At 62.5% G+C, this 17,357-nt stretch carries 18 protein-coding genes; 5 read left to right on the forward strand and 13 right to left on the reverse strand.

Annotated elements, in window-relative coordinates:
- Positions 1-53 precede the first annotated feature (53 nt).
- The 9 genes from NKI69_RS05800 to NKI69_RS05840 all read right to left on the reverse strand — a co-directional run bounded on the left by NKI69_RS05800 (position 54) and on the right by NKI69_RS05840 (position 9,328).
- The gene (locus NKI69_RS05800; protein ID WP_352720406.1) at positions 54-1,967 is read right to left on the reverse strand and encodes an acyltransferase family protein; all 1,914 of its coding nucleotides are present in this window, start codon (positions 1,965-1,967) and stop codon (positions 54-56) included.
- Between the two features lie 196 nt (positions 1,968-2,163).
- Positions 2,164-3,645, reverse strand: a complete 1,482-nt coding sequence (locus NKI69_RS05805; protein WP_352441475.1) for a hypothetical protein — start codon at positions 3,643-3,645, stop codon at positions 2,164-2,166.
- A 38-nt stretch (positions 3,646-3,683) separates the two neighbouring features.
- A complete protein-coding gene (locus NKI69_RS05810; RefSeq protein WP_031213781.1) occupies positions 3,684-4,151 on the reverse strand; it encodes a GtrA family protein in 468 nt (155 codons plus the stop codon).
- On the reverse strand, positions 4,129-4,830 hold the full coding sequence (locus NKI69_RS05815; RefSeq protein ID WP_023813884.1) for a class I SAM-dependent methyltransferase: 702 nt from the start codon (positions 4,828-4,830) through the stop codon (positions 4,129-4,131). The genes NKI69_RS05810 and NKI69_RS05815 overlap by 23 nt, the downstream gene beginning before the upstream one ends.
- Positions 4,823-5,812, reverse strand: coding sequence for a glycosyltransferase family 2 protein (locus tag NKI69_RS05820; RefSeq protein WP_196815360.1), 990 nt, complete (start codon positions 5,810-5,812; stop codon positions 4,823-4,825). Before NKI69_RS05820 ends, NKI69_RS05815 begins: the two co-directional genes overlap by 8 nt.
- Positions 5,813-5,892: 80 nt before the next feature.
- Positions 5,893-7,392 (reverse strand): sensor histidine kinase, encoded by a 1,500-nt coding sequence (locus NKI69_RS05825; RefSeq protein ID WP_352720408.1) that lies wholly within the window; start codon positions 7,390-7,392, stop codon positions 5,893-5,895.
- Positions 7,389-8,063 (reverse strand): response regulator transcription factor, encoded by a 675-nt coding sequence (locus tag NKI69_RS05830; RefSeq protein WP_128305258.1) that lies wholly within the window; start codon positions 8,061-8,063, stop codon positions 7,389-7,391. Before NKI69_RS05830 ends, NKI69_RS05825 begins: the two co-directional genes overlap by 4 nt.
- Positions 8,064-8,103: 40 nt before the next feature.
- A complete protein-coding gene (locus NKI69_RS05835) occupies positions 8,104-8,496 on the reverse strand; it encodes a hypothetical protein (protein WP_352441472.1) in 393 nt (130 codons plus the stop codon).
- A gap of 214 nt (positions 8,497-8,710) precedes the next feature.
- Positions 8,711-9,328 carry an outer membrane protein gene (locus NKI69_RS05840; RefSeq protein ID WP_128305256.1) on the reverse strand — a complete coding sequence of 206 codons (618 nt, stop codon included), beginning with the start codon at positions 9,326-9,328 and terminating at the stop codon, positions 8,711-8,713.
- 461 nt (positions 9,329-9,789) lie between these two features.
- Here NKI69_RS05840 and NKI69_RS05845 point away from each other — a divergent pair, with 461 nt between their 5' ends.
- On the forward strand, positions 9,790-10,053 hold the full coding sequence (locus tag NKI69_RS05845; protein ID WP_352720411.1) for a DUF6460 domain-containing protein: 264 nt from the start codon (positions 9,790-9,792) through the stop codon (positions 10,051-10,053).
- A 59-nt stretch (positions 10,054-10,112) separates the two neighbouring features.
- On the opposite strand, the gene NKI69_RS05850 is transcribed toward NKI69_RS05845, so the two are convergent.
- The gene (locus NKI69_RS05850; protein WP_352720413.1) at positions 10,113-11,015 is read right to left on the reverse strand and encodes a histone deacetylase family protein; all 903 of its coding nucleotides are present in this window, start codon (positions 11,013-11,015) and stop codon (positions 10,113-10,115) included.
- A 132-nt stretch (positions 11,016-11,147) separates the two neighbouring features.
- On the opposite strand from NKI69_RS05850, the gene NKI69_RS05855 reads away from it, so the two are divergent.
- Together NKI69_RS05855 and NKI69_RS05860 are read left to right on the forward strand one after the other, a co-directional pair.
- On the forward strand, positions 11,148-12,521 hold the full coding sequence (locus NKI69_RS05855) for an MATE family efflux transporter (protein ID WP_352720415.1): 1,374 nt from the start codon (positions 11,148-11,150) through the stop codon (positions 12,519-12,521).
- A gap of 287 nt (positions 12,522-12,808) precedes the next feature.
- On the forward strand, positions 12,809-12,982 hold the full coding sequence (locus tag NKI69_RS05860; protein ID WP_023813889.1) for a hypothetical protein: 174 nt from the start codon (positions 12,809-12,811) through the stop codon (positions 12,980-12,982).
- Between the two features lie 7 nt (positions 12,983-12,989).
- Here NKI69_RS05860 and NKI69_RS05865 read toward each other — a convergent pair whose 3' ends face one another.
- Positions 12,990-14,066 carry a quinone-dependent dihydroorotate dehydrogenase gene (locus NKI69_RS05865; RefSeq protein ID WP_023813890.1) on the reverse strand — a complete coding sequence of 359 codons (1,077 nt, stop codon included), beginning with the start codon at positions 14,064-14,066 and terminating at the stop codon, positions 12,990-12,992.
- On the reverse strand, positions 14,063-14,413 hold the full coding sequence (locus NKI69_RS05870; protein ID WP_023813891.1) for a DUF952 domain-containing protein: 351 nt from the start codon (positions 14,411-14,413) through the stop codon (positions 14,063-14,065). The genes NKI69_RS05865 and NKI69_RS05870 overlap by 4 nt, the downstream gene beginning before the upstream one ends.
- Positions 14,414-14,600: 187 nt before the next feature.
- Between NKI69_RS05870 and NKI69_RS05875 the strand changes: the two genes are divergently transcribed.
- Positions 14,601-15,029, forward strand: a complete 429-nt coding sequence (locus NKI69_RS05875) for a hypothetical protein (RefSeq protein WP_023813892.1) — start codon at positions 14,601-14,603, stop codon at positions 15,027-15,029.
- A gap of 122 nt (positions 15,030-15,151) precedes the next feature.
- On the forward strand, positions 15,152-15,811 hold the full coding sequence (locus NKI69_RS05880) for a response regulator transcription factor (RefSeq protein WP_023813893.1): 660 nt from the start codon (positions 15,152-15,154) through the stop codon (positions 15,809-15,811).
- Positions 15,812-15,843: 32 nt separating this feature from the next.
- Here NKI69_RS05880 and NKI69_RS05885 read toward each other — a convergent pair whose 3' ends face one another.
- Positions 15,844-17,355, reverse strand: a complete 1,512-nt coding sequence (locus tag NKI69_RS05885) for an MFS transporter (RefSeq protein ID WP_352720418.1) — start codon at positions 17,353-17,355, stop codon at positions 15,844-15,846.
- Positions 17,356-17,357 lie beyond the last annotated feature (2 nt).

A 17,357-nucleotide genomic window follows, 5' to 3' on the forward strand; every position in this document is an offset into this window, starting at 1 on the left:
CCGGCTTCGGGCAATCGCAAAGCGGTCTGTTCTCACGACGGTCGTGCTGCGGATCACGGCGCGCCCGCGGCCGTGAATTGCCGTTTTGCCTCCGCGACCTTATTGCCGGGGGCGAAGCTTGGCCAGTATTTCGAGATGGCCAGCGTCGCGCCGGCGGAAGAGAAGTGGCCATAGTCGAAGTAGAGAAATTCATTGGTCGTGGCATCGGCGTATGAACAACCGGCCGAGTCGCACAGATACGTCAGCGGATCTATGAAATCGGCCCCTTTGGTGAACGGCAGAACCCGTGCGTTGATGTTCGGATCCATAGCCATCGGCCAGGATGTGGTTCCGGCATGCTCCCGTTTCACCAAGAAAGCGATCTTCTGGACGTCGGCGATGAATTCCGGAGACTGGCCGACGGTATAGACCTTGACCCCCATCTCGCGAAGCCGATCGATCGTCTTCTGCAGGCCGTCGAAGCCCCTGGCCTGGTAGTCGGTCCATCGGCCGCTCAAGATCACCGCCTGGATGTTGGCGTCGCGAATAATCGACAAGGCCCGTTCGTTGAAGCGGGTGCAGGCGGGCCGAGCATAGGAAAAATAGGTCAGGTCGGGCGGACAGCCGGCATAGGTGTATTGGATGACATTGGCCTGGATTTTCTGGGCGTTGGGCTCAAGTCCCGGAACATAATGGGCAGCGAAAGAATCGCCCCACAGCAGCACATTGGTGGCAAAGCCCATTGTACGGGTGCAGTCGGCAAGGTTCCAGTCTTCGATGCGGGTCCCGTTTTCGTTGAAACAGATGCCGTTGCGCCAGTCGCCGACCCGGATACGTTCGGTCGAGAAATCCGGAAACCGTTGCGGGAAACCGTTGCCCAGTGCACCGGCCAAACCACCGGCGCACAGCAGCACGATTGCCGTCGCCGAAAAGGCGAAGATAGGCAGCGGGGCGGTATAGGCGCGTTTGTGGCGGAAGGGTTGCTCGACATATTTCCAGGAGAATGCCGCCAAGGCGAAACTGGCCACCGTCATCGCGATAATCGTTGGCACACCGACAGTCTTCAGGGAGAGATAATGGACGAACGAGTTGATCGGCCAGTGGACGAGGTAAAGCGAATAGGAAATGAGGCCGACCCAGACCAGCGGCGCCAACCGAAGCACGCGAGTGGCGACAGATGCCGGCCTGTCGGCGTTATCCTGGCCAGCATAGATCAGCAAAGCTGTTCCGATGCAGGGGAATAGGGCGTTGTAGCCGGGGAACGGATCGCTGTCCGAAATCATCACAAAGCCAAATGCAATCAGGGCAAAGCCGGCGAGGCCGATCAGGTCCGCCGCCAGCCGACTGGCTAGGACCGGAGGCTTCCGCAACATCAGCATGGCGCCCAGCGCCAGCTCCCATATGCGCGTCGGCAAGAGATAGAAGCCTGCCGTCGGTGCCAGCGAGGTTGCTATGACTGCCAGGGCAAAGCTGCCGACGGCCATCGGCAGAAGTACCGTCAGCCAGCGTTTCGAGACGTATCGGTAGATCAGATAAAGGAGGATCGGCGCGAAGATATAATACTGCTCTTCCACCGAAAGCGACCATGTGTGCAGGAGCGGCCGCAGTTCGGCGTCGATGGAGAAATAGTTCGTCGTTTTCCAGAAATAGATGTTCGACCAGAAGGTCGAGGCGGCGATCACGCTAAGGCTGAATTCGTGGAGATCCGAAGGCAGAAGGATGAACCAGGCGGCAATGCTCGCGAGCAGGATGACGAAGGTCAGCGCCGGCAGGATGCGCCGTGCGCGGCGCCAGTAGAAGCGGCCGATCGAGAACTGGCCCCGCTCAAGATCATCGAGCAGGCTGCCGCTGATCAGATAGCCCGATATGACGAAGAAGATGTCGACACCGGTGAAGCCGCCAGGAATGGCGGACACGCCGAAATGGAAGAGCACGACGGGCAGCACCGCAACGGCCCGCAGGCCGTCGATGTCGCGCCGGTAGTTCATCCGGCCGGCTCGCACACGGCCACCAGGATCCGTGCGGCCGCACCCGCCACGCTCATTCGGCGATGCCTCAGGTCGTGCTGAAAATCCCGGCTCATCGATCTCACAGGCTTATCCCCAAGCAGTAATTTGTTGCGCTGCAACATACGTGTCAAGGCATATATTGGCCGTCGCGAAATTCGCCAGCAACGCACCAGGATCAGGCGCCAGGCAGATAGATCACTGCATGGTCGTCCGCATAGGCCCGCTTCCAGCCCAACTGGTCGAAAAAGGGGATGCGGGCGTCGTCAGCCGACAGCAGCGCCCAGCCTATTGCGTATTTCTTCAACCGGGCTTCGAGGAGTGGCTTGCCGTTGCTGTGACCCGTCTCGTCATCGGCTTTTGTGAAACCTCCCAGGAACAGCTGGTCCGTCCGTCCGTCGATATAGGTCTTGAACCCGTGGAAAATCAGCGTGCCGCCGAAATTGTAGGAATTCAGCACGTTGCCGGATAGATGATGGCTTTGCGCGAATGCCAGCGCCCCGCTGGCCGATGTCTTCGGACTTGGCGCTACCTGATAGACGCTGCCGAGCACAGTGACCCCGCCAATCAGCAGAACGGCTGCCGTGCCGCAGATGGCGTAGAACCGCCTGGCGAAGAATCTCTCCAGTCCGTCGCGCTTTTCGGCCAGCCATGCGGTGGCCGAAAGCGAGGGATATTGCTGGGCGACCTCGGCCGCCATCACCAGCGGAATCAGCAGGAAGAACAGATACATGAAGCGCACATGGGCGAGATAGACATGCAAGGTGAAGACGACGAACAAGGCCTTGGCCCAGCCAATTCGCAATCGGGACACCAGTAGCCCGAAAAGCGCCAGCAGCATCGCCGCTTCCTGGACGGGACTGTCCGGCTGATTGAACGGTTTCCATTCCATGATCAGCGACACCGCCTCATTGCCGTAGGCCACGGCGAGCGTCGCCAGGATGGCCTGGACGCCGTAGGGGTGGATCAGGCTGACCAGCGGGCAAAGCAGACCGAACGCGATCCACTTCGCCAGCAGGGACGGTTTCGACAGGCCCGTGCGCGCCAGCAGATCGAGACCGGCAAAAGCCGCGATGACGAAGCTCAAGGTGAAGGTGGCGTGCAGGTTCGCCCATAACACGACCAGCACAAGCAGCCACCAGGGCGGCGCCCGTTCTTCCCTCGCCGCACCGAAGAGCACCGCCGTCCAGATGACGATGATCGGGAAGGTGAAGACATGCGGACGCGCCGTGAAGATCGGGTTGATCAGGAACACCGCCGCGAAGGCCAGTGTAATCGCCAGGATCGGTTTCAGCCATGCGCTGAGAAACCACCCCATGAGGAAAACCGTCAGGGAGATCGAGGCGATGATCGCGGTGACGACCCCGTTCCAGCCGCCCGCCCGGTAGGCAAGAGCCAGCAGGACCTGTCCCAGCCATTCCTTGGCAATCCAGGGCTGGCCGGCAAACGTGTAGGAATAGGGATCGACGGTCGGAAATGTCCGGTTAGTCAGGAAATCCAGACCGACCTTCACTTGCCACCAGCTGTCGGGATCCTGCAGGGTGGCGCCTGCCTGGGCACCCAACGCACCGGCCATCGCCAAGGCCGCGAACAGGCAGAAGATCAGCCTGTTCCGCTCGTTGTATGTCGCGGCCTCCGCACTGGCCTGAGCGTCGTTCATGCTGCGCCGCCTCTGATCGGTTCCGGTGACAGTTGGGTTCAAGGTGTTGGATTGGCGGGGTGCTGCCGAGGCTTGTCGGCCACCCGAACTGTGCGGTCGGTGCTGTCGTCCCCGCGCCCCACAAACACGAAGCGAGCCGAGCCAAGATAGAAAACAACCGAATAGACGCAGATTCCCGCGAGGTGGACCAGCGGGTTTTCGACGATGCCTGCTGAACGGGCGGCGATCACGACGGCCAGATTGACGCTGTAGGCGACCAGAAAGACACCCCCGTAGCGCAGCGCGGTTCCGGGCTGGAAACCATCGGCTCTGCTGAAGGTCCATTGGCGGTTGAGGAAGAAGCCGAGGACAAGGCCGGCGGCATAACCCGTGGCGTTGGCAAGGATGTCGCCCAGACCCAGCGCAAGCCCGGCCAGGATGACAGCGTATCCCAGCGCCGTGTTCAACAGACCGACGGCGCCAAATCGCAGCATCCTCGGGAAGTCAAACGGCAGGCTTGACCACATGCGCAAAATATTGGGCTCCGACAGGTACCTTGGTGAGGAAGCGCTCGAACGGCCTCAGTCTCGCAAGCATCCGAGGAAAGAAAATCCGGTAGACGATCCTCGTATTGGCAAGGCCCGCCTCGGCCATGCGCCTGCGCATCTCGCGCGAATTTATCAAAACCGCGTTTTCATCGAAGGCACAGTTTCTCACCGCGTGCGTGGTCAGCGGGTTCCAGGGATTGTGTTCGAAGACGAAGAAGCTGCCGCCATCGGCCAGCACCCTGCCGATCTCGGCGAACAGTCCGATCTGCAGGTCCTCGGGAATATGGTGGAATACACAGGCCGCGAAGGCCAGGTCGAAGCTGCCGTCGGCAAAAGGAATTGTCTTGCCGTCGAAATGCGTGAAGGCGGCCTGGCCGGGAAAGCGCTTGCTGGCGATGTCGAGCGATTCCCGCGAAGGATCGAGCAAGGTGATCTCCGCGTCGGGAAACGCGTTGCGCATATGGCCGAGCGAATTGCCGACGCCGGCGCCGAAATCCAGTACTCGTCGGGGTTTGACACCGGCCCGCCGCAGCGTCGCGGCGACGTCGTCGATCTTGTACCTGGCGAAGAAATCCGGGTTTTCGCCGCTCAGCCTTATGCTTGCGGCATGCTGCTCCTGATATTCCCGCGCAAACTGGTCGAACTCCGCCTCAAGCACGTGCGGCCCTCTTTGCCATCTCCTGCAGGCGATGGACCGGCAATTCGCCGTCCTCCACCGCCTGGCTGCGCGAAACGATCTCGTTGACGAAGTAGAGCGGCCGCCGCTTTGTCTCCATGTACATGCGCCCGAGATACTCGCCGAAGATTCCGAGCACCATAAGCTGGACGCTGCCGAGGATCAGCACGATCGCGGCAAGGCTGGTCCAGCCGGGCAACACGTTTCCGACCGACCATTCGAACAGCGTGTAGCCGAGCACGACCAGCCCCAGAAGCCCGAACATCATTCCGAGCAGCGAAGCGAAGCGCAAGGGCACGATGGAGAAGCTGGTCATCGCGTCGACCGCCAGAAGAAGCATTTTCTTCAGCGGATAATGGGTGGTGCCGGCAAAGCGGCGGTGCCGCTCATAGGGGAAAGCCACCTGTTTCAGCCCGATCCAGCTAACCATGCCGCGAATGAACCTGTAACGTTCTGGCATCGCGTTCAGATGGTCGAGCGCACGACGGTTCATCAGCCGGAAATCACCGGTATTCGGGGCTATGTCGACGTCGACCATCCGGCGCAGCAAGCGATAGAACATGGACGCGGAGGCGAGCTTGAACCAGCTTTCGCCATCGCGCGTCAGCCTCTGGCCGTAGACCACATCGAAGCCTTCGTTCATCTTCGTCATCATCGCGCCGAGCAGTTCAGGTGGATCCTGCAGGTCGGCATCGAGAATGAGAATGCGCTGGCCGCGACAGAATTCGAGCCCGGCGCTCAACGCGATCTGGTGGCCGTAATTGCGGGCGAGGTCGATGGCGACGACATGTTCGTCCTTTTCGGCCAGTTGTAGAATGGCCTCGCGCGTACCGTCGGTCGCGCCATCGATGACAAGGACGATCTCGTAGGAAGGGCCTTGTTCAAGGCATGCGGCCGTTACCCGCCGGTGCAGTTCGGCCACGCCATCCAGCTCGTTGTAGCATGGGATGACCACCGACAGCATGACGCCGCGTCGCGCGGTGTTTCTCTCCGTCTCCACCAAAGCCTTGCTCCCGCTATTCGATTGGGAATAGCGGCAATTGGTTAGAAAACAGATAAGCCAATGGGATCGGCCGTGGCCGGCGGCCGGCCATCATTTCTGCCGCACGCGGCCACCGACCGAACCGGCAACTCCATGCGAATGCGGGCGCCTTGCCAGGAGCCCGCCAATATCCGGATGGAGCCGTCGTGCAGCAGTGCGATCTGCCGGGCAAGGTTCAATCCCAGACCGGCGCCGCGCGATTGCGGCTGCAGGCGGTAGAAGGGCTCGAAAACATTCTCGTGCTCATCGGCCGGAATGCCTGGGCCTTCGTCGCGGATTTCGACGCCGCCGGTTTCATAGATCGCTATGGTGATCGTGCCGGAACCGCCGCCATGATCGATGGCATTGCGCACGAGATTTGCCAGCGCCCGCTCGATCTGCGGCACGTTGATCTCGACATGGACCTTGTTGGCTGTCGGCTCGAAGGCAAGATCGTAGCCTGCTTCGATGGCGAGCGGGGCAAAGTCGGCCGCGACCCGGCTGACAAGATCGCAGAGGTCGATGATTTGGCGCTGGTCCGCCGGGCGGTCGAGCAACTGGTGGTCGAGCAGCTGTTGCGCAAGATGCGACAGGCGCTCGATGTCATGCAGCAGGCGCGCGCTTTGCGGTTCCTGCTTCAGCAATTCGGCGCGCGTGCGCAGGATGGCGATCGGCGTGCGCAGTTCGTGCGCGGCGTCGGTGAGGAAGCGATTGTGCCGGTCATAGCCCTGGGCGAGGCGCGCCAGCGTCTGGTTGAAAGCATGCACGAGCGGCGCGATCTCCTGCGGCACATTCTTGACCGGCAGTTGCATCGCACGGGTGCCGATGTCGATGCGCGCGGCCTGCTGGACGGTGTCGACAAGTCCGGCAAACGACCGGCGCACGACGGCTGGCGTCGTCACCAGGGTCGTGGCTCCCATGACGAGGACAATCGGCAACAGCAGGATGACGATGATGGCCACGAGAGCGGGAAGCGCCTTCTCCCAGTTCCTGCTGCCGTCCGGGTTCTTGGCGACGTCGATGCTGGCCGAAATGGTGACCTCGAGGCCCTCGGTCTCTTCCCGCGATGACCTTGTCGCGGCGATGATCTGAACCGTGCCGGCCTTGGTCGAAACCCTTTCGAGATAGGCCTCCGGCCTCAAATCATCTTCGGAAAATCCGATGGTGGCGTGATCGGCCTGGCCCAGCAGATCGCCAAAATTCCTGGTGTAGACATCGGGTATGCTGCCGAAGCGGATGCTCTGGCCGCTGTTGTCGCGGATGATGTACCAGACATTGGGGAAACCCTCACGAAACGAACGCAGCCCGTCGGTCTCATGGACGATCAATATGCCGTTGCCGTCACGATCGACGGCATCCTTGAGGGCGGCGACGGCAGCTTCGTTGTCGACAAGAAGCCGCGGATTGGCGATCCATAGCGCGGCCGCGCACAGCACGATGAAGACAAGGAGTGTCGCCGCCTGCAGCAGGATCATCCGCCGCACCAGCACCCATTGCAGCGATCGCGTGCGCGGCTTCTTCACGAGGCGGCCCGCAAGAGATAACCGAGGTTGCGGATCGCCCTGATCTCGATACCGGCAGCGACGTCGTCAAGCTTGCGACGCAGCCGCGAAATGTGCGCATCCAATGCATTGGAGCCGATCTCGTCGTCGAGAGCATAGACGGCTTCTTCCAGCGTCCCGCGCATAATCGTCCGGCCCGGCCTGCGGATGAGCGTTTCGAGCACCAGCCGTTCGCGCCGCGGCAGCTCCAGCGTCTGGTCCTCGACAAGCGCCTCGCGATGGCGAAAATCATAGGTGAGGCGGCCGACCACCGTCTGGTGGGCGCGCGTGGTGAACGAACGCCGGTGCAAGGCATTGAGCCTGGCAACCAGTTCCACCGTGGCGAACGGCTTGACCATGTAGTCGTCGGCGCCGGCATCGAGCCCCGCCACGCGATCGTCGAGCCCGCTGAGCGCCGTCAACGCGATCACCGGCACGTCCAGATGCAAGGCCCGCAGGCGCGGGATCAGGCTGAGGCCATCGCCGTCCGGCAGCCGGCGGTCCAGCACCACCGCGTCATGGTGGCCGAGCCGCGCCACGGCTTCGGCATCCGCCAGTGTCGCGGCATGGTCGACGATGATGTCCTGGCGCTCGAGCGCGGTCTTCAGCACCGAGGCCATTTCCGGCTCGTCCTCGATCAGCAGGATGCGCATGCGCACTCTCCGCCGCAGGCAGCCGGCACGCTGTGGCAATTCATTCGCATTCCAGCTTCGGTTGACGAAAATTGGTGATGAACCATCGGCCGCCCGAGGCGCGGGCATAGAACGTATAGAAGCATTCCTGGCGCTCGATATAGCCAGGCGTTTCGGTTTCTTCGTAGACGGTTCCGTGTTTTGTGTGGCGAACCTCGCCGCTGGAGGTCCCGGAAACCGCGTTGGTGGATATTGTCCGCCACTGATAGGCCCGCTCGCCCCGACCGAGATCAACGACGGCGGTCGGCGGCCCGTAGTCCAGAATGACGGATTCGACCGGTTGCCCGATGTAGTTCTTCATGATGTCGGAGGCGCATCCCGTCAGCACCAGCACGATTGCGACGAAGAACGCCTTGGAGATCCACACCAGATGGTTTGCGCTGCGTTTGGACATATCCGATTCCCGTCATCAAGGTTATCCGCGGCACCTAGGGTGTGAAGATTGCATCGACATTACGCAGGACCTGGCACACAAATGCGGTCTGCCGACACGCGTCGACGCCGGTGCGGATGGAGGCAAAGCAATTGCGCGGCCCCGTTGCATCCGGGCGCCGCGCAAGGTCGTTCGAGCAATATACAGACGGGTTCAACGGAACCCATGGCCTGCCCTAGAACCGGTAGTTGATGCCGGCCTTCAGTTCATGGCTGCCGATCGTCGCCTTGGATTTGCCCAGGGCGGACGTCGTTTCGACGCCTGGGGTGCGCACATAGTCATACTCGACCTTGGCCGAGAGGCCCCCGGCAAAACCCTGCTCGATGCCGCCGCCGACCAGATAGCCGAGTTTCCATCCGTCGGTGCTGCTTACCTTGTCGCCCTTGTCGAATTTGGTCATGGCGACGCCGCCGGTTCCAAACAGCAGCGTCTGGTCGAAGCTCAAGCCGGCCTTGGCCTTGGCGGCTCCGCGCCACTTTTCCTTGATCTTGCCGCCCCGGACGTCGTGCTCGGCGCCACCAAGATAGGAGCCCTCGATCTCGGCACCGAGAACCGCTGGACCCATCTGCTGGTTGTAGCCGGCCTGAACGCCGCCGCTGAGACCATTCCTGCCGGCAAACGGGTTCGGCATCCCGGTGAACGCCGTGCCGCCATGCACGCCGACATAGGCGCCGCTCCACTGGAACGCGGGGGGATCATTGTAGGTGGGCGAAAGGTCGGCGGCCATCGCCGGCCCTAGGAGGCATACGGCAAGGGCACTTGCCGTCAGGATGATCTTTGCTTGAGAGAACACTGCATTACTCCACACACGCGCGCATCCGGCAATCGATGCGCAGGTTAATTCCCGAAGAACTCGACCGTTGGGGCGGTCGGGCTCCGATTTGGCGTCTTTCAGGGATGGTTGCGCGGTCCTGGGACTGGCTTTCGCCAGCTGTGGTAGGGGGGTCAGAGCGCCCGCGCGGCCAATCACCTGAAAGACGCCGACCGTCTCGCAGGCGAAAATTGCGCGCACATTGCGGGAAGTCGAAAAATGACGATTTTTCGCTTTATTTTCAAGATATTAAAGCGGTTCTGTTTACGCAAATTTAACAGTCTGGCGCGGGTTTGGCCAGTTCAGCAGCACAATCTTGCCATGCAATCGCTCGGTGGAGGCCTTTGGCATCCCGCAACACTGCCGGCTTGAAGCGGGCAAGCCAAGTGCGTATGTCTGGGCCGAAGCCCTCGAGTCTGGGTACCTCAATCTGGAGACGGGCCTTGTCCGCATTGACGCGCTTCCTTGGCGACTCGCCGCTCAAGGTGATCCTGAAACTGCTGGTGGTGTCTTTCCTCGTCGGCCTGGTCATGAATGCCTTCGGCTGGTCGCCGATGGATGTGCTCTACTGCATCCGGAAGTTCTTCATGGACCTGTGGAATCTCGGCTTCCACGCCATCGACCGCTTCCTCGGCTATATCTTGCTGGGCGCGGCTATCGTCGTGCCGGCGTTCATCCTGTTAAGGCTCGCCAACTACCGGAAGTAGAGCATGATCCCGAAAAGTGGGAACCGGTTTTCCGACAAGACCGTGCTTGAAAAGGACTATCAGGCGTAGCCCGCGGCGACCTCGAACAGGATGGCGTGGCGCGCCGCGAGTGCGGGCACATCCGTTGAATAGCCACCTCCGATGACGCCGCACACCGGAACGCCCTGCGCGCGAAAATGGCTGATGACCATGTCGTCGCGGGCGCGCAGGCCGTCATCCGACAGCGACAGCCTGCCAAGCCGGTCCTCAGCATGGACGTCGACGCCGGCATTGTAGAACACGATGTCCCAATGGGCTTGGGCGGAGAGCTCCGGCAGGATGGCGGCGAGCCTCTTCATGTAAGCGACGTCACCCGTGCCGTCGGGCAGCGCGACATCGAGGTCGGAGGCGATCTTGCGCACGGGATAGTTGCGGTCGCCATGCATGGAAAAGGTGAACACGCGCGGATCATCGGCGAGAATATCCGCCGTGCCGTCGCCCTGGTGCACGTCGAGGTCGACGACCAGGATGTTTTGTGCCGCGGCTTCGGCGAGCAGGACCAATGCGGCGACGGCGACATCGTTGAAGGTGCAGAAGCCCGCGCCCTGCGCGCGCCGCGCATGATGGCTGCCGCCTGCGGTGTTGCAGGCGATACCGTGGCGCAAGGCCAGCCGCGCCGCCAGCACGGTGCCGCCGGTGGCAAGCTGCGCGCGCAGCGAGACGCGGGGTCCGATCGGAAAACCGATCTCGCGCTCGATCTTCTCGGCCACGCAGCAGTTGACGACCTGGTCGACATAGTCCGCCGCATGGGCAAGCTCCAGCCATGACGCCGGTGCCGGTTCGGCGGTGCTGAGCGCGTCGAAGCCGGCGAGGCCGCGCGTACGCAGCGCCTCCATCAGCAACGGATATTTGCTCATCGGAAAGCGATGGTTGACGGCGAAGCCGGCGTCGTAGTCGGGATGATGGACGATCTGCAGAGGCATGAAATCGTATCCGGCTGGCTCACGCCAGACCGGGATTTCGGTTGGCCGTCAAGGGATAGGTGATTGCGCGGTGGCCGGAAAATGGGGCACATCGACGGTTCTATCAAGCCGCAATCAGCAAGGCAGCAATCCTTGGACAAAGGTGCAACACCAGCCGACGCCGGATCCCCTATCCACGCGGGATCCCCGATTCACCCCGGATCATTTGTCGTCACCAACCGCTCCGTGCTCGCCATCGCCGTGCCGATGACGCTTGCCTATCTGACGACGCCGATGCTCGGCCTGGTCGACACGGCTGTCATCGGCCAGTTCGGCGATGCCGCCTTGCTTGGCGGCCTGGCGGCCGGCGCATTGATCTTCGACGTCGTCTTCACCTCTTTCAATTTCCTGCGCTCGGGCACCACTGGCCTTGTCGCACAGGCGTTTGGGCGTGGCGATGCCCTGGAGGAACAGGCGGTGTTCTGGCGCGCCGTGCTGATCGCGGTTATCGCCGGCATAGTGCTCGCTGCCCTTGCGCCGCTGGTCGCCATCGTCGGGCAAAAGTTCATGGGCGCCGAACCGCGCGTCAGCGAGGCGATGGGCGTCTACATCAGGATCAGGCTGCTCGCGGCACCGTTCTCGCTGATCAACTACGCCATCCTCGGCTATGTGCTGGGGCGCGGCGAGGGCGGGCTCGGGCTGATGCTGCAATTGGTACTGAACGGCATCAACATCGCGCTCTGCTTCCTGCTTGGGTTGGAACTTGGCTGGGGTGTCGCCGGCGTTGCCTGGGCGACCGTCACCGGTGAGTTCCTGGCCATGCTGCTCGGCTTGGCGATCGTCATCCGCCGGTTCCGGGCCGCCCCATCCTTGCCGCGTCACCGCCTGCTCGACATGGCCGCCTTCCTGCGCATGATGTCGCTCAACCGCGACATCATGATCCGCTCGTTCTCGCTGCTCGCCGCCTTCGCATTGTTCACCCGCCAGGGCGCGCAGTTCGGCACGGTGACGCTGGCCGCCAACGCCGTGCTGATGAACTTCTTCCTCGTCGCCGGCTATTTCCTCGATGGCTTTGCCACCGCCGCCGAACAGCTGGCGGGCCGTGCCGTCGGCGCACGTGCCGCCGCACCGTTCCGCCAGGCCGTGCGGCTGACGCTGTTCTGGGGTTTCGGACTGGCGGGAGCCGCGACGCTGGTAATGCTGTCTGGGGGCGCCAATCTGGTCGCTCTCGTGACGACATCGGAGGACGTCCGTTCGGTGGCCGACATCTACCTGCCGTGGGCGGCATTCACGGCGCTGAGCGGTGTGCTGGCGTTCCAGATGGATGGCGTCTTCATCGGCGCGACCTGGTCCCGCGACATGCGCAACATGATGCTGCTGTCGTTCCTGGTTTTCGCGGCCGCGCTGCTGACCCTTGCGCCCGCCTTCGGCAACAATGGACTGTGGGCGGCGCTGCACGTCTTCCTGCTGGTGCGAGGCTTCAGCCTGCTGACGATCCTGCGGCTCAGGGTACGGACGGCGTTTTAGACGATGTCCCCCGGAAGGCCCTGCGCCGTCCAGGCACCGAACGACACCTGTTCGCGATAGGAATTTTTTCTTGACTCGGTGACCTCAGCTATGGTACATATTTGTTTATGGTGCTGATTTGCGCCAGTGACCCGCCGCACAGGCGGGTTTTTCGTTTGATGCTCCGTCAGCCAACGCCCCGGCGAGACTCCGAAGGAACCCGGTGCCAATGCTGTGCGGTCGGATGCACTTGCACTTCCAGTCGATTTCCAACAGACTTGATGCACCAATTGTTCCAGGGCGAGCTTATGCGAAGCTACCTGCCATATGTCTTGGGCGCGGCGCTGGGATTGCTCGCTGCGTTCATTCTCTCCGCGGTTTCTGGCATCGGCGGAACCGCGCAGTTGCTTCTCTTCGGCGTGTTGCCTGCCATCGGCGGCACCATCTGCGAGCGGGCCGTCAGTCGCAATCTACGCTCCTGAGAGCGGTTCAGAGTTGCCTGGACGCCCACAAGTCGAGGCGGCTGTCGCGCAACTCGCAAATCGACTTCAACCGTTCCTTTTCGACGAAACGGATCATTCCGGAAAGAACGCGGGCTGGTAGCGAGGGCCCGGCATAGATCATGCCGGTGTAGAGCTGCACCAGATCAGCGCCCGCACGGATCTTGTCCAGCGCCGTATCGGCGGAATCGACGCCGCCGACGCCGATGATGGCAAGCTCCGGCCCGAGTAATTTGCGCATCTTCGCCAGCACGATGGTCGAACGCTCGAAGAGCGGCTTGCCGGAGAGTCCCCCGGTCTCGCGCGCGGTGTCGCCGCTACGCAGCGGCGGTCGGGAGATGGTGGTGTTGGAGACGATGACGCCGTCGATCCGCTTCTCGGTGACCTCGGCGGCGATGTCCTCCAGTTCGGCCTCGACCAGATCCGGCGCGATCTTCAGGAACACCGGCGGCTGCGCCGTTCCCGTGGCGCGCGCGGCCATGACCCGCGACAAGAGCTCGCCGAGCTGCTCGCGCGCTTGCATGTTGCGCAGGCCCGGCGTGTTGGGCGAGGAGATGTTGACGGTGAGATAGCTGGCGTATTGCGCAAACTGGGCGACACCGCGCTCATAGTCACTGACGCGGTCGCTGCTGTCCTTGTTGGCGCCGATGTTGACGCCGACGATGCCGGAGCGGCCCTTACGCGCGGCAAGGCGCTTTTCGGCCGCTGCATGGCCTTCATTGTTGAAGCCCAGCCGGTTGATCACCGCATCGTCGGCCGTCAGCCGGAAGATACGCGGCTTCGGGTTGCCGACCTGCGGCAGCGGCGTGATCGTGCCGACCTCGGCGAAACCGAAGCCGAGGCCAAGCAGCGCGTCGGGCACCTCGGCGTTCTTGTCATAGCCGGCCGCCATGCCGAGCGGATTGGGGAAATCGAGGCCGCAGACGCTGACCTTCAGCCTGTCGTCGCGGACCGCCGGCGCACCAACCGGAACGCCGCATCGCAAGGCGGCGATTGACAGGCCATGCGCCGTTTCCGGATCGAAGGCGAACAGCAGCTTCTGGCCGAGCCGGTCGAGCACGCTCATTGCCCCTCCAGTGCCGGGAACTGGTGCACACCATCGGCGCCAAGCGGCAGTGGTCGGACCCACAGCACTGCTTTCAGGTCCAGAACGTCGTAGAGATGCGGAAACAGTTCGCCGCCGCGCGAGACCTCGTATCTCAGCGCAGTGCCCAGGCCGGCGCCGTCGACGGCGACCAGCAAAAGGTCTGTCTGGCCGGCAAAGTGCTTTGTCGCCGTTTCCCTGACCTGTGCTGCCGTGGAGAAGTGGATGAAGCCGTCGGCGACATCGATCGGCGCGCCGGTGAAGCGGCCATGCGTTTCGGCCTCGCGCCATGGCGCTTGCGGGGTTATCTTGTAGATAATCTGAGACATGGTTGCGCTATAGAGCAGTTCCAGGAAAAGTGTGAAACGGTTTTCCCGGGGAAAGCGCATAGCGCTTTCCCTTGGGAATTGCGTCAAGAAGATTCCGAACCAGCCATTCGGGAAAGGCCATGCCAAGGGTCTTCCCCATTTCCGGCGCAAACATGCGATATCTGAGGCCTTGGCCATGGAGGACAACATGCGTCTGCAGCACATCTTGATCCCCGCCGCGCTCGTTTCGCTGATCGCGGCTTCAGCTTACTCGGAAGAAACCGACCGCTACCGGCTGGAAAAGTCCGATAACGGCTTTGTCCGTATCGATACGCAGACCGGCGCCATGTCGATTTGCGAGGAGCGTTCGGGCCAGCTCGTCTGCAAGATGGCGGCCGACGAACGCGCTGCTTTCCAGGACGAGGTCGACCGCCTGCAAACCTCGATGAAGGCGATGGACGAGCGCGTCACCAAGCTCGAGAATTCGCTCTCCGCCCGCCTCGAATCGAAACTGCCGAGCGAGGAGGATTTCAACAAGACGATGGGCTACATGGAGCGCTTCCTTCGCGGCTTCATGGGCATCGTCAGGGATATGGACAAGGACAACGGCGCCCAGCCCAATTCGCAGAAGACCTGAGCGCTTCAACCAAGGGAAAACGCGGGGCGCTGGCTTTGCCGCTTGAAAACAGCGCGCCGCCCCGCATAATCGCCCACTGATCCCGAAAAAGCTAAACCCATAGGGGATTCGGGGAGGGACATTTGCCGGCAGGTTATTCTTTCGTCATCGCCGACGATCACCCGCTGTTTCGCGGTGCGCTGCGCGAAGCGCTCGCCGGCATCGGCAACGTCGCCGCCATCCACGAAGCCGGCGATTTCGAGAGCGCCAAGGCGCTGGTCGTGGCCAACGAGGACGTCGATCTGGTGCTGCTCGACCTGTCGATGCCGGGCGCCAGCGGGCTCTCCGGCCTGGTCTCGCTGCGCGGCATCCATCCGGCGGTGCCGCTGGTCGTGGTGTCGGCCCACGACGATCCGGCGACCATCAGGCGGGCGCTCGACCTCGGCGCTTCCGGCTTTATCTCCAAATCGGCCAGCATGGAAGAGATCCGCAGCGCCGTGCAATCGGTGCTTGCCGGCGACATCGCAGCACCAGCCGGCGTCGATCTCGGCATCGAGCGCGATCCCGAAATATCGGACCTTATCAAGCGGCTGCAGGCTTTGACGCCGCAGCAGACACGGGTGCTGGGCATGCTGGCCGAGGGCCTGCTCAACAAGCAGATCGCCTATGAACTCGGCGTATCGGAGGCCACCATCAAGGCGCATGTCTCCGCCATCCTGCAGAAGCTCGGCGTCGACAGCCGCACGCAGGCGGTGATCCTTCTGTCCAAGATCGGCAGCGACCCGCTGCAGCCGGCGGGTTGATCGCCAGGGCGCCTGTTCAATCAGAATAGTGTTCAATCAGAGCACTGAACCTCCGTCCGCCGCATCGGCCGGGCGTTGAAGCTTGCGAAACTGATGGCGGCCATGATCCAGACGCCGATCCCGCCATAGAGCATGACCCAGCCAAAGCCGTTGCGCAGCGCATCCTGGGCGACGGTCCCGGCGAGCCCGGAGATGGGATTTCCAGCAGCGATAGCTTCGGCGAGAAGACGCAATTGGGCAGCGTCGAGGTCGGGCAGCGCATGCCTCAGATGCGCCAGCACACCGCTGGCCAGGATGAAGCCCATCACCGCGATGTTTACCGCCAGCGAAACCATGCGGGCGCTCATGTCGATGCCGGAGGCCATGCCGGCGCGGTCGCTCGAAACGGAACCCGTCGTCGTGTTGGTGACAGGTGTGTTGGTTATTCCCAGACCCATCCCCGCGATCAGGCAGCCGGGCAGCATCGTCAGCCAATCCGGCTGCGCGGCGGCGCTGCCGAACTTCATCAGGATGAACCCGACGCCGATGATGACGAGGCCCGCCGGAATGATGATGCCGGGCCGATAACGCAGCGAAAAGCGCTCTGCCAAGGGCGGCAGCACAAGCGTCGGCAGCGTGTAGGCAAGCAGGGCAAGGCCGGTGGAGACGGTGTCATAGCCGAGCCCGGCGTGGAACCAGATCGGCAGGTAGATCATGAAAGGCCAATAGCTGAGTTTCATCGCCGCCGAGCCGACGATGGCGCCGGAAAAGGGTCGGATCCGGAAGACCGAGAAGTCGAACATCGGCCGCTGGCTGACCTTCTCGGCAATGAGGAAGGCGATGAAGCTCACTATCGAGATGCCGAGGATCGCCAGCGCGGTTGGGCTGGAGAAACCCAGATCCGGCCCCTGGATGATGTAGAAGACGAGACAGAAGACCGACGGTGACAGCGTCAGGATGCCCGCTATGTCGAGCTTGCCCGCCTGCGGGTCCTTCGATTCGTGGACGCCCATCAGAGCGAGGGCGAATGCCAGCGCAGCAACCGGCACGTGGACAAGAAATACCCATTGCCAGCTCGAGACCGCGACGATGCCGCCGCCGATGATGGGGCCGAAGCCGAGGCCGATGCCGAAGATGACGCCCCACCAGCCCCATGCGACGGCGCGTTCGCGCCCTTCCCGGAATTCATGAGACAGCACGGCAAGCTGGCAGATCAGCATCGCACCGCCGCTCAGGCCCTGCAGAAACCGGGCGACAATGAGCGTGGAGACGCTTTCGGCGACGCCGCAAATCAGTGATGTCAGGCCGAAGGCGGCGATGGCGACCAGAAAGACACGCTTGCGCCCGTAACGATCGGCGATCGTGCCGACCGCCATCAGCACCGTCGTGACCGCGATCGTATAGGCGTTCATCACCCATTGCAGTTGCTTGAAGTCGGCATGCAGCACCTGCTCCAGTGTCGGCAGGATCGTGGGAACGCTTGAAATCTCCAGACCGAACATCAGGCACGCCAGGCAGGCGGCAAACAGAACGATGATGCCGCGGCGGGTCAGGGCAGTGGGCATGG

The sequence above is a fragment of the Mesorhizobium sp. M0491 genome, assembly GCF_040321265.1.
Taxonomy (GTDB): Bacteria; Pseudomonadota; Alphaproteobacteria; order Rhizobiales; family Rhizobiaceae; genus Mesorhizobium.